The organism is Agrobacterium sp. 6Ca8, from assembly GCF_055382765.1.
Window position 1 is genome coordinate 2,139,710 of sequence record NZ_AP026433.1, and the last position, 23,795, is coordinate 2,163,504.

Consider the following 23,795-nt stretch of genomic DNA (forward strand, 5'->3'; position numbering starts at 1 on the left):
GTCGTGACCGGCGACGTACCGGCCCGATATGGTTTATGAATCTAGATCGCCGAGGACATTAGTCCTCAAACGGATCAGTCACAAGTATGGTGTCGTCACGCTCCGGACTTGTCGACAGAAGCGCGACAGGCGCCCCGATCAGTTCTTCCACCTGACGGACATATTTAATTGCCTGAGCAGGCAAATCCGCCCATTTTCGGGCGCCGACGGTAGATTCTTTCCAGCCTTCCAGCGTGACGTAGATCGGCTCGACACGAGCCTGCGCACCCTGGCTTGCGGGAAGATGATCGATTTCCTGCCCGTCGAGCTTGTAGCCGACGCAGATTTTCAGCTCGTCCAGACCGTCGAGAACGTCAAGCTTGGTGAGCGCGATGCCGGTGATGCCGTTGGTGGCGACCGACTGGCGCACCAGCGCTGCGTCAAACCAGCCACAACGACGCTTGCGGCCGGTGACGGTGCCGAACTCATGGCCCTTTTCGCCCAGGAACTGGCCGATTTCGTCATGCAGCTCGGTCGGGAAAGGACCTTCGCCAACGCGGGTCGTATAGGCCTTGGTGATGCCGAGAATATAACCCAGCGAACCCGGACCCATGCCCGAACCGGCAGCGGCCTGACCGGCAACCGTGTTGGAAGAGGTGACATAGGGGTATGTGCCGTGGTCGATATCGAGCAGCGAGCCCTGCGCGCCTTCGAACAGGATGCGCGCACCGGCGCGGCGCTTCTTGTCGAGCAGCAGCCATACGGTTTCGCTGAACGGCAGGATGCGTTCTGCAACCGAGCTCAACTCTTCCATGATGGTTTCATGCGAAACTTCAGCAGCGCCGAAGCCGCGACGCAGCGCATTGTGATGCGTCAGGATGCGATCGACCTTGGCGGACAGCGCCTCCATGTCGGCCAGATCCATGACGCGGATGGCGCGGCGGCCGACCTTGTCTTCGTAGGCCGGGCCGATGCCGCGGCGCGTGGTGCCGATCTTGGTGCCGCTGTTGGAGGCGGCGTCTTCGCGCATGCCATCAAGTTCGCGGTGCAGGGAAAGAATGAGCGTGGCATTGTCTGCAATGCGCAGGTTTTCCGGCGTAACCTTTACGCCCTGCACTTCCAGACGGCCGATTTCAGCGATCAGCGCATGCGGATCGACCACGACGCCGTTGCCGATGACGGCGAGCTTGCCCGGACGCACGACGCCGGAAGGAAGAAGCGAAAGCTTGTAGCTGATGCCATCGATGACAAGAGTATGGCCGGCATTGTGGCCGCCCTGATACCGCACGACGACATCTGCCCGCTCGGACAGCCAGTCGACAATCTTGCCTTTGCCTTCGTCGCCCCACTGCGAGCCGACCACCACAACATTCGTCATTTCTTGCTTTCCTGCTCATGGCGCTTGCGCGCCCGATAACCCGATGGGAAACCCAAACCCGCGAATGTATACTGCGTTGTTTTACGGAAAGCGACCCTGTTTCTTATGGTGAATTTTGCTTTTTCCGTGACAAAACGTCGAATTCCGCATTATCTCGCCCCGTGGGGGGACAAGCGCGGACACAAGGCCGCTATTCACCCCTTAGCCTTTTCCCGCCCCTTGAAGAAGCGAAACATCAGCGTGCCTTCGAAAGCCTATCTCGCCCTCATCATCGCCACGCTCTGCTGGGGTGGCAATACCGTTGCCGGAAAGCTCGCCGTCGGCCACATCAGCCCCATGGCGTTTACCTTCCTGCGCTGGGTTTTGGCCGTCGCCATCATCTTCGCCATTTCCGTGCCGCAGCTCATCAAGGACTGGCCGGTGGTGAAAAAACGCCTGCCTTACTTCTTCGTGCTCGGCAGTATCGGTTACACCGCCTTCAACGTCTTTCTTTATACCGCGCTTCAGCACACCTCCGCCATCAATGCCGCCGTCATCCAGGCCGGCATTCCCATGGTCATATTCGTGCTGAACTTCATCCTGTTCCGCACCCGTGTGCTGTTCGGCCAGATCGCCGGTTTCTGTCTCACCATTGCCGGCGTGGCGCTTCTCGCCTCGCATGGTGATCCGGTCTCGCTGCTGCAACTGGAGATGAATGCCGGCGACGCCATCATGCTGCTGGCGGTGCTGGTCTATGCCATCTACACCGTCATCCTGCGCTGGAAACCAATCGTGGACTGGCGCACGCTGATGGCGATCCCAGCCTTTTTCGCCCTCCTAACCTCAGTCCCGCTGGTCTTTTGGGAAATCTCACGCGACAACGTCGTCTGGCCCGATCAGAAGGGTTGGGTGCTGGTGGTCTATGCCGCCATCTTCGCGTCGCTCATCGCCCAGATCCTGTACATCAAGGGCGTGGAGCAGATTGGCGCCAACCGCGCCGGCCTTTTCATCAACCTCGTCCCCGTCTTCGGCACGCTTCTCTCCGTCATCGTCCTCAGCGAAACCCTGCATCCCTACCAGATCGCGGCGCTGGTGATGGCACTGGCCGGCATTGCCGTGGCGGAACGAAAAAAATCGCCGGCTTCCTGATCCCGTAAGGGTCTGGAAAACCGGCGCAGTCTGGCAGGCATGAAAAGTTAGGGTTAGAGCGCGGTTTCGCGCTCAACCGGAGAGAAAGCGGCGTTGCCGAGCACGATATCGCCCTTGTCGGTGCTCACAATGAGCACCTTTTCGAGCGATCCGTCATCATCAAGCAAAAAGGCAAGGCGCAGTGCTGCGGAAGACCAGCCGGCACCGGCCAGTGCCGTGCGCTTGATCGCGGCACAATCGCCACAATCATTGGCGCTTACCGAAGGCATTGCCGGAACATCGGCTGAAAAGCCGGAGAAATAATCATCGAGTGCGCCCATGGTGGCGTTCACATCGCGGTTGACGCGCAGCAGTTCATCGCGGCGTTCGCCGGTCAGCGGCGCGGCAATCGTCGAAACGCATTGGCCGGCGGACAAAACGCAGCCATCAAAACCGCCGGGCGCCGAAATACCGATCTGTGTTACGGCGCTCTTTTCGGCTGCGGCAAAGCTGCGGGCAAAACCGGCGGCACCAGCCGCATCGGCATGAGTGGACATGGAAGCAATGGCAATTCCGCAGATGGCGGCAGCAATAATCTTCTTCAGCATTTTCATACCCCGTTTGACGATCCGCCGGCTTGTGCCGGTCTCGATTTCTGTTTTCCGCAGCGGCCCCGTCCTTGCAGGTTGTCCGCTCCTTGTCTGTGATCCCACAATGGCACAGCACTGTTTTCAGCCGCTTTAAGCCGATTGCTACAATTTTATCGGTTTTCATTTTTGTACAGCGGGCAGGCTCTCCGGAAACATAGCCCGCGCCCGTCGCCCCGAAACCGAGGCAACGCTTAGAAGCGATAAAGGGGCCGCATCGCTGCGGGAGTATCAAATGGTGTAGTAGGGTTTTGCAGACGATGCGGCCCCGGCTTCAACATGTGACCCGCCCGCCAAACCGGTTCCTGTTTGGAGGATGAGCACATGCCGGCCGCCTCAACCGTGACATCGGGAAACTCCCCGGTTTTGGCCGCCTGCCCCGCCCACCTTGCGCCGCGCGCACGCTGGATGACCGGGATGGGATAAGGATAAGCGGCTTTGTGAGACCGGGGATGTGCGGGGATGCCGGCAATGCCATTTCCGGAAAAAAACGCCACTTACCCCATGGTTTTGCCGCATCCCGGACACAGGAATTTTCAGCGGGTTAACAGGCGCTTGATCAGCGGCATTTGAATTAACCTTGTCTTAAAACCCGACGTTAATGGTTAGCAATTTAAGAATAGCGGAACGAAAGGGTTCCGCGATGCGTGGCGTATTTGCCGTTGTTTTACTGATGACTGTTCTGGCCGGTTGCGCAACCGCACCGTCGCAGGTCACCAATGCCTGTGCGATTTTCGAGCAGCGGAACGGCCTCTTCAACAACTGGCGACGTGACGCGAGGGCAGCCGAACGGGAGTTCGGCGTGCCGGTGCCGGTGATGATGGCAACGATCTACACCGAATCCGCCTTCCGTCCCTATGCCCGCCCGCCGCGCACCAAACTCTTCGGCTTCATTCCCTGGACGCGCCAGTCCACCGCTTACGGTTATGCCCAGGCGCTGGACGGTACATGGGAAGTCTACAAGCGCGAAACCGGCCGCTGGTCGGCAAGCCGCACGGATTTCACCGACGCGATCCATTTCGTCGGCTGGTATCACGCCAAGAGCCGCCGCGAAAACGGCATTGCGCTGAACGATCCCTATAACCTCTACCTCGCCTATTATTCCGGCCATGCCGGTTACGCCAAGGGAAGCTGGCGCAACAATTCCGCCGTCCAGAAAGCCGCCCGCCGCTCCGCCAACATGGCGCTGCGTTACGAGGCGCAGTTGCAGCAATGCGGATATCGCTGAGGCGGGTGTAGCAGGATCGTTCTGCCTGGCTGCGATGCGGAAAGGCGGATCACCTACCCTCACCATCACCCCGGACTAGATCCGGCATGACGGTGAGGAAGGAGGCGGGGCAGAAAGCTACTCTCCATAAGGCGCCAGAAACTCCCGCACCGCCTCGATCTCGTTCGAACGGATTTCATGCCCGCCCGGATGCCACACCGTTTTCACCGTGCCGCCCTGCGCTTCAAGGCTCTTTTCCAGCGCCTTCGTCAGCGGCACCGGGCAGATGGGATCGCGTTCTCCGGCCGTGATCAGCACCCGGCGCGAGGATTTGGCCGCAGCCGCCTGCGGCTCGAACGGGATGAGCGGATGCATCAGCACGGCGGCATCAAAAAGCTCCGGCTGTTCGATCAGCACATTTGCGAGGATATTCGCGCCGTTGGAAAAACCGAGACCGATAACCGGACCAGCCTGATAGTGCTCCCGGTTGGCTTTGACAAAATCCGCCAGCTTGGCTGTTGCCCGCTCTAGATCGGCCATGTCGTAAACGCCCTCACCCGTGCGCCGGAAAAACCGCGCAGCGCCATGTTCGGCGACATCGCCGAGCGGCGAGACAATCGTGGCATTCGGCAACAGGCCCGAGCCGAAATCAAAGAACTGATTTTCATCACCGCCGGTGCCGTGCAGCACGACGAAAAGCGGTGCACCCGCAACGCCGGCACGGGATTTATGGAAATATGCATCTTTGGTCATTGGATAATCCTTTCTGAAAGGAGAAATTCAGCGATACCGAACTCACTCTGCCGCAAGACATTGGGCATCACATGTCGAGCGAAAGGTTTCAGCGTGTCGTCTTCTCCCCGGACAGGGAGAAGAAAAGAGTAGCAAACGTCCTGCCGAAGGATGGCCAGGTCCGATAGGGTTAAACCGCCTTCTCGTCACCCAGCGGCTCCAGCTGCTTTTCCAGCTGGGCGCGCAGATGCGCGTGCTGGGTCGGCAGCTTCAGCGCCTCGCCGAGATGCGCCGTGTCCTCGTCGCGGTCGAAACCGGGCTCGTTGGTGGCCACTTCGAACAGCACACCGCCGGGCGTGCGGAAATAGATCGCCCAGAAATAATCGCGGTCGATCACCGGGGTCACCTGATAGCCGGTATCCATCAGCGCCTTGCGGACTTCGAGCTGTTTTTCGCGGTTTTCGACCGCAAAGGCGATGTGGTGCACCGAACCCGCGCCGAGGCGCGCGCCGGAGATGTTCGGCATGGTTTCGATGTCGATGACATCAGCACCGTTGCCGCCGGGCATGCCGAGACGCAGCACGCCATCCTGGCGGTCCACTTCCTCATAACCCATGAACTTCAAAAGCTCGGCGGTCGCCCCTTCGTCACGGAGGCGCAAGGAGGCGCCCTGAAAACCGTGGATCGCCTGATCCGCACTGACCCCATTGCCGGTCCACTGCGTACGGGCATCATCCTTGACCTCGACCAGCGCGAAACCATCACCATCGGGACCTGCAAAATGCAGGCGCTTGTTGCCGAATGCCTCGTCAGCCTTCAGACCGTCCACGCCCGCCTTGGAAAGACGATCCTGCCAGTAGCCGAGCGAGCCTTCCGGGACGGAAAACAGCGTTGTGCCCACTTCGCCGGTGCCGGGACGACCACGGGCAATGTGCGGGAACGGAAAATAGGTCATGACGGAGCCGGGCGTGCCGACCTCATCGCCATAATAGAGATGGTAGACATCCGGCGCATCGAAATTGACCGTCTTCTTCACCCGGCGCAGGCCGAGCGTATCGGTGAAAAAGCCGTTGTTCTGGCGCGCACTACCGGCCATGGAGGTGACGTGGTGCAGGCCCTTGATCTGGTTCAACATGATAAACCCCTTTTCGCCTTGGCGGCCCGTCAATCGGGCCAGCCGTGTTCATGGCGTGAAGATGGGGTAAGAAGTGCTGCGGGCATAGACCGGCAACAGGAACGGATTGTTCCCGATTGGTGAACGATAAAACCGACTGTTCAACTCAGTCGATAGAGGCATGCCTCAATGATCGTCGGCGAGGCCCATGCTCCAGTAACCGACTGCGCGCAGCGATGCCTTGGGGAAGGCGATCTCATCAGTGAGGAAGGATTTCGCCGCCCTCGCCTCGGACTTCTCGCAGGCAACGAAAACATGCAGGCCGTCATGCTCGCCCGTCCAGGCATGGCCGCGCAACGCCTGTTCGATAAGGCCCGATGTGCCGGCGGGCTTGCCGCGCCGATAAAGCCATGTCCATTCGACATTGGCGGCGCAGACGATCTCCTGCCGTTCCGCCTCGTTGTCGATCTCGGCATAGACGCTGAGCGTCTTGCCAACAGGCATTTCCGCCGCCATGCGCAGCATCACCGGCAGCGCGGTCTCGTCGCCGGCAAAGACGTAACGCTCCGCTTCCGGGCAAGTGCCGCTCGGACCGATGATGCCGAGAACGTCGCCCGGCTTTGCCGTCGCACCGAAATTTGCGCCCGGCATGTCATCGCCCTCATGCATGACGAAATCGATATCCACCTCACCGCGGCCAACATCGCCGGAGCGGATGGTATAGACGCGCCGCGTCAGAAGATCGTCGCCCGCCGGCCAGACGATCGCGCCGGTGGGCGCGAGGTAAGGCCAGACCGCAGCGCGCGCCTGATCGGGAACGAGCAGCAGGCGAACATGCATGCCGCCGGTGACAAGCCTTTCAATACCGCTTTCGACGGACACCACGAGACGGCGCATATGCGGCGTCAGATTATAGGCGCGGGCAACCTTGCCGACGAAGAGATTGGGTAGCTCGCGCTGATAGGCGCCGTGTCCGCTCCAACGGAAATCGAGTCCCGTCTTGCCGGAAAACTCAACGATATGCTCAGCCACCATGGCCTTGACCGACGTCAATATATGTTCCGAAACGCAGCTTACCCGGGCGGCGAACCGGCCACCTTCGGCGCTGAAGCTGCCATGGCCATATTCCGCCTTGAAACGCACCGTCGTCCCTTCCCGCTCCATCTCCATATGCTCCGAAAAATGATCCTCGAAAGCATCGACGATCGATGCGGGATCGGGCAGCGAGACAGAGGTTTCTGCAGATAGGAGAGACACGGGCACAAATCCTTCACTTTGTAGTCGAGTATTCTTAAACCGGACCCGACTGCGCTGTAAAGATGTTTGCTGCACTCCCCGTCATGCCCGTCTTGAGCCGGCATGACGGAGGAGGCTGGAAGGTTGCTTAAGCAGTTTCCGGCAATTGCCAGTCGATAGGCTCGCGGCCATGGGATACCAGGAAGGCGTTTGCCTTGGAAAAATGGCCATTGCCGAAAAAGCCGTTATGGGCCGAAAGCGGCGAAGGGTGCGGCGAGCGCAGCACGAGATGTTTTTTCTGGTCCACGAAAGCCGCCTTCTTCTGGGCATAGGAACCCCAGAGCAGGAACACCACATGCTCGCATTCGTCATTGACGGCGCGGATGACGGCATCGGTGAACTTTTCCCAGCCCTGCCCCTGATGCGAGGCAGCGCGCGATTCTTCCACCGTCAGCACGCTGTTGAGCAAAAGCACGCCCTGTTTCGCCCAGCTTTCCAGAAAACCGTGACTGACGGGGCGGATGCCCAGATCGCTCTGCAATTCCTTGTAGATATTGACGAGCGAGGGCGGAATGCGCACGCCGGGCTGCACCGAAAAGCAAAGCCCATGTGCCTGGCCAACCCCATGATAGGGGTCCTGCCCCAGAATGACGACCTTGACCCTGTCGAGCGGGGTCAGATCCAGCGCCCGGAAATATTCGGCACCCTTGGGAAAGATGTGCTTGCCAGCAGTTTTTTCGGCAAGCAGGAAATCTTTGAGCTTCTGCATGTAGGGGCTGGCGAATTCGGTGGAAAGAACACGTTTCCAGCTGTCTTCGAGTTTGACGCCTGCCTCTGCCATGTTGTGCCTCTTTGTTACTTGAACCGGTTGCCGCGCTGCAGCACTTCGATCTTGTAGCCATCCGGATCGCAAATGAAGAAATATTTCGCGAAAGGCTGACCTTTATGGTCGGCTTCGATGATCTTGCCCGGAGACAGGCCAAGCTCGATGAAACGCTGATGTTCGGCATCCACATCGGCAACGCTGACCGCGAGATGGCCGTAGCCGTCACCCAGCGCATAGGGCACTTCGCGACCCCGGTTGACAGTCAGCTCCAGCTCGAAATCGCCTTCGGCATTGCTGAGATAGATCAGCGTGAAATTTTCGAACTCGGCACGTTCCGCAATCTCAAGCCCGAAAGCCTGCTTGTAAAACTCCACCGAACGCTTTTCTTCCAGCACCCGGACCATCGAGTGGATCAGCTTGGCCATGGTGTTTTCCTTCTGCTTCTTATCTCGTCGTCGTCCGGTTGTGCTCCGGACATTGCGGACCAAGGGGATAAAGACAGAGTGCCGTGCTTTCAACCCTAAAGACGGATTAAGGAGCAGGGGAAACCGCCCGATCACGGCAAATGTGATGGCGAAACAGTTGGCGCATGACCTGGACACGCGGGCTTTCCGGTCAAAATGGCCCTCACATTTCGCCCCGCCGCTCTATCCTGAGTAGAGAACTCATGATACCGGCATATCCATGCGCCTTCTGTACCTCTGTCTTGGCTGGCTTATGGTCGCGACCGGCATCGTCGGCGCGTTTCTTCCCGTTTTGCCCACCACGCCATTTCTGCTGCTGGCGCTCTGGTGCTTTTCCCGCTCCTCACCGAAACTCGAGGCGTGGCTTCTGACCCACCCCCGATTCGGCCCGTCGCTTCGGCAATGGCGCGAACGCGGCGCAATTGCCCGCAAGGCGAAGATTGCGGCCCTGTCGGCCATGTTTGCGAGTTATGCCGCCTTCTGGTTCCTGAGCGACCCGCCGGCTCTGCGCGCGGCAATCGTTGCCGCCGTCATGCTCGGCTCTGCACTCTTCATCGTCACCCGGCCGGAAAGCTGAGGCGACATCACCTTTGGAGCCGCGTCGCATTTCCTGACGGAAAACCGGGTTCCACTTTTCCTGGAAATGCTCTAGCGATGCCTCGACTGCGGCAGCACATAAGGAATATGCCGCGCCGGCAGCCGTCCGACGACGCCGCCAATACCATAGACCCTTGCAATTGTCTCGTCGCTGATCGTGTCCAGCGATGGACCGCTCGCCGTTACCCGGCCGCCATGCATGACGATAAGTTGATCGGCAAATTCTGCCGCAAGGTTGAGATCGTGCAGGATGGCAAGCACGAGACCGCCGCCAATAGCGAAATCCCGCGCCGTTTCCAGCACCGCGATCTGGTGGCCGATATCGAGACTGGCCGTCGGCTCATCGAGAAAGAGAGCCCGCACCTCGCCGTTTTCCACGGGATGCGGCACCTGGGCGAGAGCGCGGGCAAATTGCACGCGCTGCTGCTCGCCGCCAGACAGCATGTTGTAGGAGCGCTGCTCGAACCCGCGAAGCCCGGCCCTGGCGAGCGCCCGGCGGGCCTGCTCTTCCGGCGCGCGCGACCCTTGCGCGACAGCGCCCATTCGCACGATTTCGAGCGCGGTGAAAGGAAAGGCAAGCTGGGTATTCTGCGGCAGCACGGCGCGGATGCGCGCAAGCTGAACCGGCGTAAACAACGGCAGGGCAACATCATTATAGGTCACTGAACCGGCCTCGGCACGCATCTCGCCGGACAGAACCTTCATCAGCGTCGATTTGCCGGCACCGTTCGGACCGATAATGACATTGACCTTGCCGGGCTTCAGATCGACGCAGACCTCGTCGAGCAGACGGCGGCCGGAGCGGATGAGGGTGAGGTTTTCGGCCTGGATCATGACATGTTCCGCATGGAAAATCCGCCGCGGCCAAGCAGCAGGAACAGGAAGACCGGCGCGCCGATAAGCGCGGTGACCACGCCGATGGGCAATTCCGCCGGTGCCGCAACCGTGCGGGCAAAACTGTCGGCGAGAAGCAGAAGTGCGGCCCCGCCAAATGCAGAGGCCGGCAGCAGGAAGCGGTGCGATGGGCCAATGGCAAGCCGCAGCAGATGCGGCACGACGATACCGACAAAACCGATGGAGCCGGCAGCGGCCACGCTTGCCCCGCAGGCAGCGGCAACGGCCAGAATGACGACTCGCTTCAGCCGCTGCACGGGAATGCCCATGTGAAAGGCCGCCGCATCGCCAAGGATCAGCGCATCCAGCCCCTTTGCGACAAAGGGAATGATGGCGAGCACGACGATGATGAAGGGCAAGGTGGCGAGAACCTTGGCAGGGGTGGCCCCACCAAGAGAACCGAGAGACCAGAAGGTGATGTCGCGGAGCGCCCGGTCATCGGCCACAAAAATCATCAGGCCGGTCAGCGCACCGCTGATCGCCGCAACCGCAATGCCGGCCAGAATAAGCGTTGTCGTGGAGGTGGCGCCATCCCTTGTGGCAATGACGTAAAGCAGCCAGGTGTTCAAAAGCCCGCCGAAAAACGCCATCAGCGGCAGAAAATGCGGCCCGAAAAATACGGCGACCGTTGCAAGCGCACCTTCCCCAAGAGAAATGGCCGCAACCGCAAAAAGTGCTGCACCCGAGGTGACACCGACAATGCCGGGATCGGCCAGCGGATTGCGGAAAAGACCCTGCATCATGGCGCCCGAGACGCCAAGCCCAGCACCGATCAACATGCCGAGCGCCGTGCGCGGCAGTCGCACCGCCTCGAGAATGACTTTATCACGCGCATCGAGTTGATCCGCGCTGCCAGTCAGATAGGCCCAGAGTTCGGAAATGCCCACACCCGTGGGTCCGCTGACGAGCGACACGCCGCAGGCAAACAGCAGGATGCCAACGAGCGCGGCAAGGGTAACAACCCCCTGACGGGATCTGTCACCGGCAACCCTGCCCTCCGTGGAACTCAAGGCAGCAAGGCTCACGGCTTCACCACATCAGGGTAGAGCTTGTGCGCCAGTTCACGACCGGCGGCGGGCGTGCGCGGGCCAAAACCGATGAGGTAAAGCCCGTCCATGCTGATCAGCGCCTTCTCCGCAGCAGCCGGCGTGGACTGGAACGCGGGCAGCGCGAAAATCTCATCCGCCTTGCCGGCATGGTCACCGCGCGCCATGGTCAGCACCACATCGGGCGCGGAGGCGATGACCGCCTCATCCGTCAACGGCTTGTACCCGCTGATTTCCTGCGCGGCATTGATGCCGCCGGCCATTTCGATGATCGCCGCCGCTTCGGTGCCCTTGCCCGCCGCCATGATGCGACCGCCCGCGCTGGAGAGCACGAAGAGCACACGCTTCCTGTTCTTTTCCGGCACGGCTGAGACGTCCTTGGCGAGCACATCAAGCCCGGCTTTGGTTTCCGCGGCCAATGCCTTTGCCTTGTCGGCAAGACCAACTGCCGCACCGACATCTTCGATCTTCCTGGGGATGGCGTCGCCGCTCGGCGGGGTATCGACGGTGACGAAAGGCACCGCACTGGCCTTGAGGATGGCAACGACATCCGCCGGGCCGGACCCATCTTCAGACAGGATGAGATCGGGCTTCTGCGACAGAATGCCCTCCGACGAGAGCGCCCGCATATAGCCGATATCGGGCTTGGACAGCACGTCCGCCGGATAGCTGCTGGTGCTGTCACGCGCAACGATGCGGTCGCTCGCGCCGAGCGCATAAAGGATTTCCGTTACCGTACCGCCGACTGCAACGATGCGTTTCGCCTCCGGATTGCCCTTGTCCGAAGCTCTAGCTCCGGGCGCGGCAACGGCGATGACGGCGGGCACGAGGGCGGCGAAAACGAACGAGCGAAGGCTTAAATTCAACATGACGCTATCCTGAAACACAAGCTGGCACGGGCGGATACGGGATTGCCCATCTTATTTAACTTGAGTTATTTGCACATGTTTATAGAAGGCGCAATCGATAAGTGGAGTAAAATTGTTCGCTTTATCGTCAGCCTCTTTCCATCCACGCTTCGGCTGGATATCCTGACTGCAACTGTAAACTTAAAGGGAGACTTCCATGTTTATCGCAATGAACCGTTTTCGCGTCGTACCGGGCTATGAGGATACCTTCGAATCCATCTGGCGCGAGCGTAAATCGCACCTGAGCGAGCTGCCGGGCTATATCGAATTTCACATGCTGAAAGGCCCGAAGGCGGATGACCACACGCTCTATGCCTCGCACACCGTCTGGGCCACCAAGGACGATTTCCTGAGCTGGACCAAATCCGAACAGTTCCGCGCCGCCCATGCCAAGGCCGGTGAGAACCGTGGCAAGGTCGAATATCTTTCCGGCCCGCATTTCGAAGGTTTTGACGTCATCATCCACGAAGACAAGAATGGCGAACGCCGTTCGATTGCCGCCTGAGGCTCGCCTATGAGCATTGCAGCACAAAAGACCGATGATCGGCAGGCCCGCGCTGCCGCAGCACTTGCCGAAAAGCCTGACGGCATCGTGGAAGCCATTGCCGCCAAGGCAGAGGTGACATCAGCCGAAGTTCTGGCGATCCTGCCGCAAGGTGCGGCCGTTTCGGCTGATTCCGATCAGTTCGACGCGATCTGGAACGAGATGCGCGGCTGGGGCGAAGTCCTGATGATCGTCCAGACCGGCGATATCGTGCTGGAAGTGCCGGGCGACCTGCCGGAGGGCAGCGAAAGCCACGGCTGGTTCAACATCCACGGTGACAGCCCCATCGGCGGCCACATCAAGAAGGACAATTGCGCCGGCATCACCTTCGTCGATCGCGGCTTTCATGGCCGACGCTCCTGTTCCGTCTGGTTCATGAATGCCGCCGGCGGCGCCATGTTCAAGATTTTCGTCCGTCGCGACGAAAACAAGGAACTGCGTGGCGATCAGCTGGCGAAGTTCGAAGCGCTGCGGGACAGTTTCCGTGGCTAAGTGAATGGGAGGCTGCTGGTGGTGGCCTCCCTCCTTCCTCATCAATCCACGATGGCTCAGCCCCACTCGTAAGGAAACATTCACCGGTTCATCGCCCGTTCAGTGCCGTTTTTTATCATCCGCTGAAATTCGATCAGCAGCACGGAGCAAGCACCATGAACGACCGCCAGCCACTTCTTTCGCGCCGGAATTTCGCAGGGCTCCTCGCGCTTGCACCGCTTTTTGCAGCGGGCGGTGCGGCTGCCGCACCCGCAAGCCTGCGCGGCAGCGTTTCCTATCGCGAGCGGATCGCACTGCCGCCGGGCGCGACTGTTACGGTGCGCCTCATCGATGTCTCGCTGGCGGACGCGCCTTCGCAGACGATCGCCGAAACAACCATACGCCCGCGTGGGCAGGTGCCGGTACCCTTCGTTTTGCGTTATGACGACCGCGACATCCGTGGCCGCCGCTCCTATGCGCTCAGCGCCGAAATCCGCGAGGGCGACCGGCTGCTCTTCACCACCACGCGCCGTTACTCGGTTCTGGCCGGTGGGCGTGACGACACCGATCTCGTTCTGGAACGGGTGGCGGCGGCTCCAGGCAGGCCGGAGCCGCACGCTGGCATTGAGGGGCGCTGGCTGGTGCAGGAAATCCGTGGCGAAAGGGTTCGCGGCCGCCGCGAGGCAACGCTGGAAATTTCCCGCGAGGGCCGCGTTTCCGGCAATGCCGGCTGCAACGGCATCGGCGGCGAGGTGAAGATAAGCCGCAACCGCGTCGATTTCGGCCGGATGATTTCCACCCAGATGGCCTGCGCTCCTGACATCATGCGCCAGGAAAGGCAGTTCATCGAAGCGCTTGAAGGCGCCCGCTCCTTCCGGCTCGAGCCGCGCCGCGGCACGCTGGAGTTGATCGACGGCCGCGGCCGCACGGCCATGCGCCTGCGCCGCGCCTGAGAGCGGTAACGGCAGGCGGCAACGCCTGCCGCCGCCGGTGCTGGCCGTGGAACATTCCATGTCGCTTCCGGCACGGCGCGGCCCCTTTTCCCGTCTTATGACTTTGCTGCACTCGTCTTGGCGCTTTGCTCCGCCACAGAGCTGCGCTATGGAACGCGCCAACTGCGCCGGTTCAAAGTCTTTGAGGGAAAACGAATGACAACCTATGTTCTGACAGTAGCCTGCAAATCGACCCGCGGCATCGTCGCCGCGATTTCCGGTTATCTGGCGGAAAAGGGCTGCAACATCGTCGACAGTTCGCAGTTTGACGACCTCGAGACCGGCAAGTTCTTCATGCGCGTTTCCTTCATTTCCGAAGAGGGCGCGACGATGCAGGCCATCACCGAGGGCTTTCAGCCGGTGGCGGAAAAATTCGGCATGGAAGCCCGCATCTATAGCGACGGCCAGCGCATGAAAACACTTCTGATGGTGTCCCGCTTCGGCCATTGCCTCAACGATCTGCTCTACCGCTGGAAGATCGGCGCGCTGCCGATCGATATCGTCGGCGTCGTCTCCAACCATTTCGAATATCAGAAAGTGGTGGTCAACCACGACATTCCCTTCCACCACATCAAGGTAACGAAGGAAAACAAGCCGCAGGCCGAAGCGCAGCTGATGGACCTGATCGAGACCAGCGGCACCGAACTGGTGGTGCTGGCGCGTTACATGCAGGTGCTGTCCGATAACATGTGCCGCAAGATGTCGGGCCGGATCATCAACATCCACCACTCCTTCCTGCCATCCTTCAAGGGCGCCAACCCCTACAAGCAGGCCTATGACCGAGGTGTAAAGCTGATCGGCGCGACAGCCCATTACGTCACCGCCGATCTGGACGAAGGCCCGATCATCGAGCAGGACACGGTGCGCGTCACCCATGCCCAATCTGCCGAAGACTACGTCTCTCTTGGCCGTGATGTGGAAAGCCAGGTACTGGCACGCGCCATCCATGCCCACATCCACCACCGCACCTTCATCAACGGCAACCGCACCGTAGTCTTCCCGCCAAGCCCGGGCAGCTACGCTTCGGAACGGATGGGCTAATACGCCACGAAAACAACGCGGAATTATTTTTACCGACCGGCAACCGAGCATCCCATGTGACCGTTTCTTCTCTGTAGCCCAACAGCGAGGTCTCTCACATGAAAAAACTCGTCATTGCCGGCGCCGCGTTTCTCATCGCGGCGGGGTCCAGCTTCGCCCAGCAGCCGCCACCACCGCCGGGACCAGCGGACGCTGGTTCAAGGGCGGATGCGCCGCCGCCACCTCCGCCGCCCGGCCCTGGTGGTCCGAGGGAAGCAGGCTGGCGGGACGGCCCGCATGGCAAGAGAATGCCACCCCCGCCCTCCAAGGCAGCGCATTTCAGGATTGAAGACGGCGAGCGCAAAATCGACGTCAAATGTGCCGATGACGAGCCGATGAAGGCCTGCGCTGACATCATGATGCAGATTATCGACAAGATGAACGAATAGGACCGCGAGTCTCATCCAAGGGGACGGCGCAGCAGTGCCGCCTCAGGAAAACTCTACCCGGGCCCTTAAGCCCCGCCCGCCCGCGCCGTCCTCCAGCGTCAGTCGCCCGCCGAACAGCCCGGCGATCTCCTCGATGATCGCAAGGCCGAGGCCGGCGCCGGGGGCGGCGTTGGCTTCGCCGCGGGCGAAGCGCTGGCGCACCATGGCGCGTTTTTCCGTGGGTATGCCGGGGCCGTTATCTTCAACTTCCAGCCAGACGGCGCCCGCTTGCCTGCCGACGCGCACGGTGACTTCCGCACCACGCCCCGCGTAGTTGATGGCATTGGAAACGAGATTGCCGATCAGTTCACCGATAAGGAGCGGCTCGGCGAGAATTGTCGCTTCGCCCTCGCCTTCGAAACCGAGATCGATGCCGGCGTCCGCCGCGCGTGGCACGAAATCGGCGGTCACGTTCTGCGCGACGGCCACCAAGTCTATCGCGGAAAAATCATGTTTTTCGCTCGAACCCGCTGCATCGATATTGGCCATGCGCAGCAGTTGGGCGAGGATGTGTTCGGCATGGGCCACCGAAGCGCCGCCCTTGCGCGCCGCCGCCTGCGCGTCTTCGAGACTTGCGGCGCGGGCGGAAAGCGCAAGCTGGGTGCTGATGATGGCAAGCGGCGTGCGCAATTGATGGCTGGCATTACCGGTGAAATGCCTGAGCGCATCGAGCGCCGATTGCAGCCGCACCATGAAGGAATTGACCGTTTCCACCAGATTTTCCACCTCCACCGGCACGGATTGCCGGATTGGATGCAGGTCGTTGGGGCTGCGCTCGGCAATCGCTTCGCTGAGCCGGTAAAGCGGCCGGAGCGAAATCGTCACCGCGATCCAGACAATGATCGCCGCGCCCACGATCATGAACAGCAGGCGCAAGGCCGAGCGCAGGATGATGGCCTGCGCAAGCTGGCTGCGGGCGATCGTCGTTTCAGCCACCGTCACGGAAAAGGGCACGGAATTGATGCCGGTGGAAGCAAAACGGCGGATCGCGGCGATGCGGATCGGCTCGTCACGAAACACTGCATCGCGATAGGCAGGCGTTTCTCCGGCCGGATTCTCCACCGTCGGCAGGTTCTGGTAACCGGTGAGAAATTGCCCGTTTGGCCCGTCGACACGGTAAAACACCCGGTCCTGCGCCGCCGATGTCAGCATTTCCAGCGCGACATAGGGAATATCGACCTCCAGCGAGCCGTCTTCGGCCACCACCACCCGCTCGGCAATCGCAAGCGCGGAACCTGACAGCACCCGGTCGGAGACGACATTGGCCGTATTGACCGCCTCGCGCCAGGTATCAGTGAGCGCAACGCAGCCGATGATGGCGGTGGAGATGAGAAGCCAACCTAAAAGACGCCGCCTGAGCGAATAGGCGGCCTGTCTCATTCAGCCATCTCCGGCAGCTTTTCCAGATAATAGCCGATGCCACGCGCCGTCTTCACCGTCAGCCCGTGGGGGGCAAGCCGCTTGCGCAGCCGGCTGACATATTGCTCGATGGCGTTGCCTGATATCTCGTCGTCGAAACCGGTCAGCGATTGCACGATCGCCTCCTTGGCAACCACCTTGCCCGCCCGCATGAACAGCACCTCGAGCAGCGCCACTTCACGCGCCGGAATATCGAGCGGGCGCCCATCGGCTGAAAAGGTGCGGGATGTGAGGTCGAACAGGACTTTGCCGAAGCCGAGCGTAGAAGAGCGCAGGCCGGCATTGCGACGCAGCAGCACCCGCACCCTCGCCTCAAATTCGGTGATGTCGAAGGGCTTGATCATGTAGTCGTCGGCGCCGAGGTCGAGCCCCTTGACCTTCTCCTCCGGCGTGCCACGCGCCGTCAGGATAAGCACCGCCGCCTTGTCCTGGCGCGAGCGCATGGAGCGCAGCACCTCGATGCCGTCCATTTCCGGCAGGTTGAGATCGAGAATGACGAGATCGAAATTTTCCGCCGCAATCGCCGCGTCGGCGGAAGCGCCGTCTGAAACGACATCCACCGCATAACCGCTGCCGCGCAGAAGCGCACACAGCCCTTCCGACAGCACCTGATTGTCCTCGACCAGCAAAATACGCAATTCTTCCTCCCGCAACATTGCCGAGCTTATCCAAGCCCTTGGCGCTTGTGAATGGCAAGCGCGTGCGGCATGATCTTTTCCATGCGTATCGCCGTTTTTCTCTGTCTCTGTCTTTGCATGGCCTCACCGGCGCTTGCACAAGTCGCCGTTTTCCCTGCACCATCAGGCAAGGCGGATGCGGAAACGCTGGTGGTTTATTCCTCGCTGGACGAACCGCTGGCCACGCCGATGATCGAGGGTTTCCAGAAGGCCAACCCCGATATCGCCGTCCATTACGAGGACATGCTGACGGGCGAAATCTATGATCGCATCGTGAAAGAAACCGATGCGGGCAAAAAGACCGCCGATTTCGCCTTTTCATCCGCCATGGATTTGCAGGTGAAGTTGAGCAATGACGGTTACGCCCAGCGCTCCGACCTTGCCATGAGCGCGCGCTGGCCCACCTGGGCCAACTGGCGCAACACCGCCTATGCGCTGACCTTCGAGCCGGCGGTGTTCGTGTATCACAAGCCGAGCTTCACCACCGAAAAGCCGCCCGCCACCCGTGCCGAATTCGTCGATTATCTTGAGCGCCACGCCAAGGAAGTGCATGGCCGCATCGCTACCTACGACATTGAGCGCTCCGGCGTCGGCTTCCTGTTCATGTCGCGCGATCAGGAGCAGTTCGGCGATATATGGAGCGTCATCAAGGCCATGGGCGCGGCCGGCGTGAAGGTCTATTCCACGTCATCCGCCATTCTGGAGCGTGTCTCCGACGGGCGCTTCGTGCTGGGCTACAATATTCTCGGTTCCTACGCGGCCGACTGGGCCTCGCGCCATCCCGATGTCGGCATCGTTCTGCCCAAGGACTATACCGTGGTCATGTCTCGCATCGGGCTGGTGCCGGAAGCCGCCGCCAATCCGGCGCTCGGCCGCCGCTATCTCGAATTCTTCATGTCCAAGGAGGGCCAGACGATCATGGCCCGGCAATTGCAGATCCCCGCCGTCAGCCCTGACGTGGCGGGCGAAAACACCGCCAACACCATGCAGGCGATCCACGGCGCACAATTGCGCCCTGTGCCCGTCAGCCCGGGCCTGATGGTCTATCTGGATCAGGTCAAGCGCAGCCGCCTGATCGAGCGTTGGAACGAGGCGCTACGCTCGCAATAGTAGACGGCAAGCACAAATTAATAGAGAGTAAATGCGCAAGGACTTGCGGTGCGTCAGTTAGATGACAGCTTTTTATGATGCTCTGCAATCCTTCTTCATTCCGTGGAGGCGGAAGAAGATGCGGGAGGAAATCTTGAGGACCGTAGAGCTCCGCGCTGCCCTGGCAGCGTCAGTATAAGCACGGCCTGAAACTCCCTTCCGCATAAACGAAAAACGACGCCCAAAAAGGGCATCCTGAGGAGGGTTTTCTAAGTGAAACATTTTCTTATCGGCACATTTCTGGCAGGCGTGATCGCGCTTCCGGCGGTCGCAGCGGACTACACCATCATCGCGCCGGCCAATCCCGGCGGCGGCTGGGACCAGACCGCGCGTTCCCTGCAGAGCGTGCTGCAGGAAGAAGGCATTTCCAAGAGCGTTCAGGTGCAGAACGTGCCAGGTGCCGGCGGCACCATCGGTCTTGCACAGTTCGCCAGCCAGCAGAAGGGCAACCCGAACGCCCTCATCGTCGGCGGTTACGTGATGGTCGGCGCGATCCTCACCAACAAGGCGCCCGTCACCCTCAAGGAAGTGACGCCAATCGCCCGCCTGACCGGTGAATATGAAGCAATCGTCGTTCCGGCATCCTCGCCGCTGAAAACCATCGGCGACCTCGTCGACCAGCTCAAAAAAGATCCGGGCAGCGTGTCCTGGGGCGGCGGCTCGGCCGGCGGCACCGATCATATCGCTGTTGGCCTGATCGCCAAGGCGGCCGGCGTCGATCCGACCAAGATCAACTACATCGCCTATTCCGGCGGCGGCGAAGCGCTTGCCTCGATCCTCGGCTCGCAGGTCACTGCCGGCATTTCGAGCTACGGCGAATTCGAAAGCCAGGTCAAGGCGGGCACGTTGCGCCTGCTGGCCGTTTCCAGCGAAGAGAAGCTGGAAGGCGTTGACGCGCCGACGCTCAAGGAAAGCGGCCTCGACGTCGTCGTACAGAACTGGCGCATGGTCGCTGCTCCTCCCGGCCTGACGCCGGAACAGGAAAAGGCCGTCAGCGCCGATATCGAGAAGCTCGCGAAATCCGCAAAGTGGCAGGAAACGCTGAAGACCAAGAGCTGGATGGATACCTATCTTTCCGGTGACGAGTTCAAGGCGCAGCTTGCCAAGGACACCGACGCCACCGCCGCCATCCTCAAAGAAATCGGACTGGTAAAATGAGCCAGGGTTCCAACCCTTCACAACATCAAGAGCGCCGCCCTGACTGGGCGGCGCTGGCGATCGCCGTAGCCCTCGTCCTTATCGCCTGCGTGATCTTCTGGGACAGTGCGCGTCTCGCCAGCGTCACCGGCTACTCGCCGGTCGGTCCGGCAACGGTCCCCTACGCCATCGCCTTCTGTCTTGTCGGCCTTGCGCTCTGGACGGCCATCGAAGCCTGGCGCGGTGATTTTCCTGAACGGGACAAACAGGAAGTCGCCCCGGTCATATGGGTCGTCGCCGGCCTTGCCGCGCAGATGCTGTTGCTGAACGTCGCCGGTTTCTCCATCGCCACCGGTCTCCTGTTTGCGTTTACGGCGCGCGCCTTCGGCAAACGCAAGCTCTGGTATTCGATCCCCATCGGCATCGCTCTGAGCTTCGTCATCTGGATCATCTTTGCGCGGCTGCTGCAGCTTTCTCTGCCTGCCGGGCCTCTGGAACGGCTGTTGTTCTAACAGCCATTCCGACCAAAATTCGAGATCACAGGAAACCGCCGGCGCGCGATGACGCAAACGCCAGCCGTTCCGCCCGCCCATCTGCTCGACTTGGGGGACATCTGTCCATGAGTACGTTTGAATTCCTGCTGCACGGTCTTGAGGTTGCTGCCCAACCCATGAACCTGCTCTATGCGCTGATCGGCGTGACACTCGGCACTGCCGTCGGCGTTCTGCCCGGCATCGGGCCGGCGCTGACGGTCGCTCTGCTTCTGCCCGTTACATATCGGCTTGATCCTGCCGGTTCGCTCATCATGTTCGCCGGCATCTATTATGGCGGCATGTATGGCGGATCGACCACCTCGATCCTGCTCAACACGCCTGGCGAAAGCGCATCGATCGTGACTGCGCTCGAAGGCAACAAGATGGCCCGTGCGGGCCGCGGCGGTCCGGCACTTGCCACCGCCGCCATCGGCTCCTTCGTCGCTGGTCTCATCGCCACCGTCGCTCTCGCCTTTGTTGCACCGTATATCGTCAAGCTGGCGCTGGTTTTCGGCCCGCGCGAATATTTCGCGCTGATGGTGCTCGCTTTTGTCACCGTCTCCTCGGCTTTCGGAGATTCGGCACTGCGCGGCCTTACCTCGCTGTTCATCGGCTTCGCGCTCGCCATCGTCGGTATCGACCAGTTGACCGGCCAGACCCGCATGAGCTTCGGCATTCCCGACCTTCTCGACGGCGTGGAAGTGACGACGCTTGCGGTGGCCATGTTCGCCATCGGCGAGACGCTGTTCATCGTTGCGCAGGGCCAGAGTGGCGACGAGAAGGTCGAAGCGGTCAAGGGTTCGGTCTGGATGAGTGCGCAGGACTGGGCGCGTTCCTGGAAGCCCTGGTTGCGCGGCACATTGATCGGTTTCCCGATTGGCGCCATGCCTGCCGGTGGTGCTGAAATCGGCACCTTCCTTTCCTATGCAACCGAAAAGCGGCTCAGCAAACATCCTGAAGAATTCGGCCATGGCGCCATCGAAGGGGTTGCCGGTCCGGAAGCCGCCAACAATGCGTCCGCTGCCGGTACGCTCGTGCCCCTCCTGACGCTCGGCCTGCCGACGACGGCAACCGCTGCCATCATGCTTGCCGGTTTCCAGCAGTTCGGTCTTCAGCCCGGCCCGCTGCTGTTTGCCACCAATCCGCAGCTGGTCTGGGGCCTTATCGCCAGCCTGTTCATCGCCAACCTGATGCTGCTGGTGCTCAATCTGCCACTCATCGGCCTGTGGGTGAAGCTGCTGACCATCCCGAAACCCTGGCTCTATGCCGGCATCCTGCTGTTTGCGACGCTCGGCACCATCGGCGCCAACCCGTCCGTGTTCGAACTCGGCATGCTGCTCGCCTTCGGTATCCTTGGTTACATCATGCGCATCTTCGGTTATCCGATCGCGCCCGCCGTGGTCGGCCTCATCCTCGGGCCGCTTGCCGAACAGCAGCTTCGCCGTGCACTCGCCATCGGCCAAGGCGACCCGACCGTGCTGCTCACCTCACCGATTGCCGTCGGCCTGTTCCTTGTCGCAGCCGCCGCCTTCATCGTCCCGCTCATCATGCGCATCCGCGGCCGCGGCGAGGTGCTGACGCAGCTTGCCGCCAACGAGGACTGATAACAAACAGCCTCCCAAGGCAACTGGCCCCGTCTCCTTCCGGATGCGGGGCCCTTTTTATTCACGGCAACGGGATGTGTGGCACAGGCACGGCCGTGATAGTATTCCTGTCCAACGCAGGAGAAAAACATGCGCAAGATCGCGATCATGCTGGTTCTGGGCCTTGCCGGCTGCGCCACCGCGGCACCCGACGTGCAACCCATTCCGGGCAGCATCACCTATGGCGGACAACCCCACACCAAATTGACCAAGTCACCCATCGGCAGCACGCTCAGCCACGAATTCGTCATGGGCGACGGCCGGCTGGCGATTGAAACCTACCGCATCCAGCCTGACCGGTCGCTGAAACTGGAAAGACGCGAGATCGTCGGCGACTGGCCGCCGAATTGAGAAAAGATACGGCCCCTGATGTGGCTCCGGGGTCTGCTTCCGGTGCCACACACATTTCCCGCTCACGGCAATTCAGAACCATTCTAAAACATATTTTTGATTTCCGCATACCTTGCCAATAAAGCTGACAGAGAACATCAAGTTACGCCTGCGGGATCCGCTTCCGCAGGGTCAAGAACCATATTGCAAGGGACATATCCGTGGCCATCAACTTCACCTTCCCCGTTCGGCTGCTGGCAGCAGCGGCCTTCAGCCTTGGCGCGATGACCGCAGGCGCTGAGGAAATGACGATCAAGCACGCGCAGGGCGAGACCGTTCTGAAAGCCGCGCCGAAAAAGGTTCTGGTTCTGGATATCCCCTCGCTCGACAATCTCGATGCGATGGGCGTCGAGCCAGCTGGTGTCCTTGGTTCCAACCTGCCGACCTATCTCCAGAAATATGCCGATGGCAAATATCTGAAGGTCGGCACGCTGTTCGAACCCGATTACGAGGCGATCAATGCGGCAGAAGCCGATCTCGTCATCGTCGGCGGCCGTTCGCGTGCGAAATATCCCGATGTTGCGAAGATCACCCCCGCCATCGACATGTCGATCGATTCCAAGGAATTCATCGCGAGCGTCAAAGCCAATATCACCAAGCTCGGCGATATCTTCGGCAAGCAGGAAGAAGCAAAGAAGCTCGACGCCTCCATTGACGAGAAGGTCGCAAAGCTGAAGGCCATCGCGCCGAATTCCGGCACGGCGATGATCCTCGTCACCAATGCCGGCAAGGTCGGTGTTTACGGCCCAAGCTCGCGCACCGGCTGGCTGCACACGGAAATCGGCTTCAAGCCGGTCGCTCCTGATATCGACGACCGCTTCGACCGGGGCGATGTCGTGTCCTTCGAATATCTGGCCGAGGTCAATCCCGAATGGCTGTTCGTGATCGACCGCGATGCCGGCATCGGCCGCGCAACGGACCCAGGCAAGGCCGCCGCCCAGGTGCTGGACAACGAACTGATCCACCAGACCAACGCCTGGAAGAAAAAGCAGATCGTCTATCTCGACCCGCAGGCGGCCTATATCGTCAGCAGCGGTTATACGGCGCTCACCACCTTGCTTGATCAGGTCTACGAGGCCGTGTCCGAGAAGAAGTCGTAAAAACTGCCTTCGCGACGTCATCCCCGGGCTTCTCCCGAGGATGACGAAGGAGAGGTTCAGTCCTCCGGGCAATCTGCGAGGTCGAAGCGAGCCATCA

General features: G+C 60.7%; 26 protein-coding genes. 14 read left to right on the forward strand and 12 right to left on the reverse strand.

Annotated elements, in window-relative coordinates:
- Positions 1-58: 58 nt before the first annotated feature.
- Positions 59-1,357, reverse strand: a complete 1,299-nt coding sequence (locus ACZ5A6_RS10615) for an adenylosuccinate synthase (RefSeq protein WP_003513983.1) — start codon at positions 1,355-1,357, stop codon at positions 59-61.
- A gap of 240 nt (positions 1,358-1,597) precedes the next feature.
- On the opposite strand from ACZ5A6_RS10615, the gene ACZ5A6_RS10620 reads away from it, so the two are divergent.
- Positions 1,598-2,485, forward strand: coding sequence for a DMT family transporter (locus tag ACZ5A6_RS10620; RefSeq protein ID WP_025594357.1), 888 nt, complete (start codon positions 1,598-1,600; stop codon positions 2,483-2,485).
- 53 nt (positions 2,486-2,538) lie between these two features.
- On the opposite strand, the gene ACZ5A6_RS10625 is transcribed toward ACZ5A6_RS10620, so the two are convergent.
- Complete coding sequence (locus ACZ5A6_RS10625) at positions 2,539-3,072, reverse strand: transglutaminase-like cysteine peptidase (protein ID WP_149910972.1); 534 nt, start codon at positions 3,070-3,072, stop codon at positions 2,539-2,541.
- A 682-nt stretch (positions 3,073-3,754) separates the two neighbouring features.
- Here ACZ5A6_RS10625 and ACZ5A6_RS10630 point away from each other — a divergent pair.
- Positions 3,755-4,339: a transglycosylase SLT domain-containing protein gene (locus ACZ5A6_RS10630; protein ID WP_013636743.1), complete on the forward strand. Its 585-nt coding sequence runs from the start codon at positions 3,755-3,757 to the stop codon at positions 4,337-4,339.
- A gap of 117 nt (positions 4,340-4,456) precedes the next feature.
- Here the strand turns inward: ACZ5A6_RS10630 and ACZ5A6_RS10635 are convergent, their stop codons facing one another.
- From ACZ5A6_RS10635 to ACZ5A6_RS10655, 5 genes are all read right to left on the reverse strand, one after another.
- Positions 4,457-5,071: an alpha/beta hydrolase gene (locus ACZ5A6_RS10635; RefSeq protein ID WP_113556493.1), complete on the reverse strand. Its 615-nt coding sequence runs from the start codon at positions 5,069-5,071 to the stop codon at positions 4,457-4,459.
- Between the two features lie 169 nt (positions 5,072-5,240).
- Entirely contained in the window at positions 5,241-6,185 is a 945-nt protein-coding gene (locus ACZ5A6_RS10640; protein ID WP_174060979.1) for a VOC family protein, read from the reverse strand.
- 165 nt (positions 6,186-6,350) lie between these two features.
- Positions 6,351-7,427 (reverse strand): siderophore-interacting protein, encoded by a 1,077-nt coding sequence (locus tag ACZ5A6_RS10645; protein ID WP_065662147.1) that lies wholly within the window; start codon positions 7,425-7,427, stop codon positions 6,351-6,353.
- Positions 7,428-7,548: 121 nt separating this feature from the next.
- A complete protein-coding gene (ung, locus tag ACZ5A6_RS10650; protein ID WP_025594362.1) occupies positions 7,549-8,241 on the reverse strand; it encodes a uracil-DNA glycosylase in 693 nt (230 codons plus the stop codon).
- Positions 8,242-8,255: 14 nt separating this feature from the next.
- Positions 8,256-8,651, reverse strand: coding sequence for a VOC family protein (locus tag ACZ5A6_RS10655; RefSeq protein WP_003514001.1), 396 nt, complete (start codon positions 8,649-8,651; stop codon positions 8,256-8,258).
- Positions 8,652-8,910: 259 nt separating this feature from the next.
- On the opposite strand from ACZ5A6_RS10655, the gene ACZ5A6_RS10660 reads away from it, so the two are divergent.
- A complete protein-coding gene (locus ACZ5A6_RS10660) occupies positions 8,911-9,267 on the forward strand; it encodes a YbaN family protein (protein ID WP_174060978.1) in 357 nt (118 codons plus the stop codon).
- Positions 9,268-9,338: 71 nt separating this feature from the next.
- Here the strand turns inward: ACZ5A6_RS10660 and ACZ5A6_RS10665 are convergent, their stop codons facing one another.
- Genes ACZ5A6_RS10665 through ACZ5A6_RS10675 form a run of 3 tightly spaced genes read right to left on the reverse strand, consistent with a single transcriptional unit; the run spans position 9,339 to position 12,096 of the window.
- Positions 9,339-10,121: a heme ABC transporter ATP-binding protein gene (locus ACZ5A6_RS10665; RefSeq protein WP_019565087.1), complete on the reverse strand. Its 783-nt coding sequence runs from the start codon at positions 10,119-10,121 to the stop codon at positions 9,339-9,341.
- Positions 10,118-11,206 carry an iron chelate uptake ABC transporter family permease subunit gene (locus tag ACZ5A6_RS10670; protein WP_174060977.1) on the reverse strand — a complete coding sequence of 363 codons (1,089 nt, stop codon included), beginning with the start codon at positions 11,204-11,206 and terminating at the stop codon, positions 10,118-10,120. The genes ACZ5A6_RS10665 and ACZ5A6_RS10670 overlap by 4 nt, the downstream gene beginning before the upstream one ends.
- Positions 11,203-12,096: a heme/hemin ABC transporter substrate-binding protein gene (locus ACZ5A6_RS10675; RefSeq protein WP_003514008.1), complete on the reverse strand. Its 894-nt coding sequence runs from the start codon at positions 12,094-12,096 to the stop codon at positions 11,203-11,205. The genes ACZ5A6_RS10670 and ACZ5A6_RS10675 overlap by 4 nt, the downstream gene beginning before the upstream one ends.
- 196 nt (positions 12,097-12,292) lie before the next feature.
- Between ACZ5A6_RS10675 and ACZ5A6_RS10680 the strand changes: the two genes are divergently transcribed.
- The 5 genes from ACZ5A6_RS10680 to ACZ5A6_RS10700 all read left to right on the forward strand — a co-directional run bounded on the left by ACZ5A6_RS10680 (position 12,293) and on the right by ACZ5A6_RS10700 (position 15,611).
- The gene (locus ACZ5A6_RS10680; protein WP_003514016.1) at positions 12,293-12,640 is read left to right on the forward strand and encodes an antibiotic biosynthesis monooxygenase family protein; all 348 of its coding nucleotides are present in this window, start codon (positions 12,293-12,295) and stop codon (positions 12,638-12,640) included.
- Between the two features lie 9 nt (positions 12,641-12,649).
- On the forward strand, positions 12,650-13,171 hold the full coding sequence (gene hutX, locus ACZ5A6_RS10685; protein WP_174060976.1) for a heme utilization cystosolic carrier protein HutX: 522 nt from the start codon (positions 12,650-12,652) through the stop codon (positions 13,169-13,171).
- Positions 13,172-13,326: 155 nt separating this feature from the next.
- Positions 13,327-14,103, forward strand: coding sequence for a YbaY family lipoprotein (locus ACZ5A6_RS10690; protein ID WP_174060975.1), 777 nt, complete (start codon positions 13,327-13,329; stop codon positions 14,101-14,103).
- Positions 14,104-14,298: 195 nt separating this feature from the next.
- On the forward strand, positions 14,299-15,183 hold the full coding sequence (gene purU, locus ACZ5A6_RS10695; protein WP_003514019.1) for a formyltetrahydrofolate deformylase: 885 nt from the start codon (positions 14,299-14,301) through the stop codon (positions 15,181-15,183).
- Between the two features lie 98 nt (positions 15,184-15,281).
- Entirely contained in the window at positions 15,282-15,611 is a 330-nt protein-coding gene (locus ACZ5A6_RS10700; protein WP_003514020.1) for a hypothetical protein, read from the forward strand.
- A 42-nt stretch (positions 15,612-15,653) separates the two neighbouring features.
- On the opposite strand, the gene ACZ5A6_RS10705 is transcribed toward ACZ5A6_RS10700, so the two are convergent.
- Positions 15,654-17,030: a sensor histidine kinase gene (locus ACZ5A6_RS10705; RefSeq protein WP_111798668.1), complete on the reverse strand. Its 1,377-nt coding sequence runs from the start codon at positions 17,028-17,030 to the stop codon at positions 15,654-15,656.
- A complete protein-coding gene (locus tag ACZ5A6_RS10710) occupies positions 17,027-17,707 on the reverse strand; it encodes a response regulator (protein WP_025594373.1) in 681 nt (226 codons plus the stop codon). Before ACZ5A6_RS10710 ends, ACZ5A6_RS10705 begins: the two co-directional genes overlap by 4 nt.
- Positions 17,708-17,776: 69 nt before the next feature.
- Here ACZ5A6_RS10710 and ACZ5A6_RS10715 point away from each other — a divergent pair, with 69 nt between their 5' ends.
- The 6 genes from ACZ5A6_RS10715 to ACZ5A6_RS10740 all read left to right on the forward strand — a co-directional run bounded on the left by ACZ5A6_RS10715 (position 17,777) and on the right by ACZ5A6_RS10740 (position 23,698).
- Complete coding sequence (locus ACZ5A6_RS10715) at positions 17,777-18,856, forward strand: ABC transporter substrate-binding protein (protein ID WP_019565081.1); 1,080 nt, start codon at positions 17,777-17,779, stop codon at positions 18,854-18,856.
- Between the two features lie 252 nt (positions 18,857-19,108).
- Positions 19,109-20,053, forward strand: a complete 945-nt coding sequence (locus tag ACZ5A6_RS10720; protein ID WP_025594375.1) for a Bug family tripartite tricarboxylate transporter substrate binding protein — start codon at positions 19,109-19,111, stop codon at positions 20,051-20,053.
- Positions 20,050-20,544 carry a tripartite tricarboxylate transporter TctB family protein gene (locus ACZ5A6_RS10725; protein WP_013636754.1) on the forward strand — a complete coding sequence of 165 codons (495 nt, stop codon included), beginning with the start codon at positions 20,050-20,052 and terminating at the stop codon, positions 20,542-20,544. Before ACZ5A6_RS10720 ends, ACZ5A6_RS10725 begins: the two co-directional genes overlap by 4 nt.
- Positions 20,545-20,651: 107 nt before the next feature.
- Entirely contained in the window at positions 20,652-22,169 is a 1,518-nt protein-coding gene (locus ACZ5A6_RS10730) for a tripartite tricarboxylate transporter permease (RefSeq protein ID WP_003514036.1), read from the forward strand.
- Between the two features lie 129 nt (positions 22,170-22,298).
- Complete coding sequence (locus ACZ5A6_RS10735) at positions 22,299-22,559, forward strand: hypothetical protein (protein ID WP_003514037.1); 261 nt, start codon at positions 22,299-22,301, stop codon at positions 22,557-22,559.
- Positions 22,560-22,759: 200 nt separating this feature from the next.
- Complete coding sequence (locus tag ACZ5A6_RS10740; RefSeq protein ID WP_013636756.1) at positions 22,760-23,698, forward strand: siderophore ABC transporter substrate-binding protein; 939 nt, start codon at positions 22,760-22,762, stop codon at positions 23,696-23,698.
- The last annotated feature ends 97 nt before the right edge of the window (positions 23,699-23,795 follow it).

Coding starts and splice junctions, on each gene's coding strand:
- purU (WP_003514019.1), top strand. CDS start 14,299: ATGACAACCTATGTTCTGACAGTAGCCTGCAAATCGACCCGCGGCATC.
- ACZ5A6_RS10735 (WP_003514037.1), top strand. CDS start 22,299: ATGCGCAAGATCGCGATCATGCTGGTTCTGGGCCTTGCCGGCTGCGCC.
- ACZ5A6_RS10690 (WP_174060975.1), top strand. CDS start 13,327: ATGAACGACCGCCAGCCACTTCTTTCGCGCCGGAATTTCGCAGGGCTC.
- ACZ5A6_RS10655 (WP_003514001.1), bottom strand. CDS start 8,651: ATGGCCAAGCTGATCCACTCGATGGTCCGGGTGCTGGAAGAAAAGCGT.
- ACZ5A6_RS10680 (WP_003514016.1), top strand. CDS start 12,293: ATGTTTATCGCAATGAACCGTTTTCGCGTCGTACCGGGCTATGAGGAT.
- ACZ5A6_RS10630 (WP_013636743.1), top strand. CDS start 3,755: ATGCGTGGCGTATTTGCCGTTGTTTTACTGATGACTGTTCTGGCCGGT.
- ACZ5A6_RS10640 (WP_174060979.1), bottom strand. CDS start 6,185: ATGTTGAACCAGATCAAGGGCCTGCACCACGTCACCTCCATGGCCGGT.
- ACZ5A6_RS10625 (WP_149910972.1), bottom strand. CDS start 3,072: ATGCTGAAGAAGATTATTGCTGCCGCCATCTGCGGAATTGCCATTGCT.
- ACZ5A6_RS10715 (WP_019565081.1), top strand. CDS start 17,777: ATGATCTTTTCCATGCGTATCGCCGTTTTTCTCTGTCTCTGTCTTTGC.
- ACZ5A6_RS10705 (WP_111798668.1), bottom strand. CDS start 17,030: ATGAGACAGGCCGCCTATTCGCTCAGGCGGCGTCTTTTAGGTTGGCTT.
- ACZ5A6_RS10700 (WP_003514020.1), top strand. CDS start 15,282: ATGAAAAAACTCGTCATTGCCGGCGCCGCGTTTCTCATCGCGGCGGGG.
- hutX (WP_174060976.1), top strand. CDS start 12,650: ATGAGCATTGCAGCACAAAAGACCGATGATCGGCAGGCCCGCGCTGCC.
- ACZ5A6_RS10660 (WP_174060978.1), top strand. CDS start 8,911: ATGCGCCTTCTGTACCTCTGTCTTGGCTGGCTTATGGTCGCGACCGGC.
- ACZ5A6_RS10615 (WP_003513983.1), bottom strand. CDS start 1,357: ATGACGAATGTTGTGGTGGTCGGCTCGCAGTGGGGCGACGAAGGCAAA.
- ACZ5A6_RS10665 (WP_019565087.1), bottom strand. CDS start 10,121: ATGATCCAGGCCGAAAACCTCACCCTCATCCGCTCCGGCCGCCGTCTG.
- ung (WP_025594362.1), bottom strand. CDS start 8,241: ATGGCAGAGGCAGGCGTCAAACTCGAAGACAGCTGGAAACGTGTTCTT.
- ACZ5A6_RS10675 (WP_003514008.1), bottom strand. CDS start 12,096: ATGTTGAATTTAAGCCTTCGCTCGTTCGTTTTCGCCGCCCTCGTGCCC.
- ACZ5A6_RS10725 (WP_013636754.1), top strand. CDS start 20,050: ATGAGCCAGGGTTCCAACCCTTCACAACATCAAGAGCGCCGCCCTGAC.
- ACZ5A6_RS10730 (WP_003514036.1), top strand. CDS start 20,652: ATGAGTACGTTTGAATTCCTGCTGCACGGTCTTGAGGTTGCTGCCCAA.
- ACZ5A6_RS10635 (WP_113556493.1), bottom strand. CDS start 5,071: ATGACCAAAGATGCATATTTCCATAAATCCCGTGCCGGCGTTGCGGGT.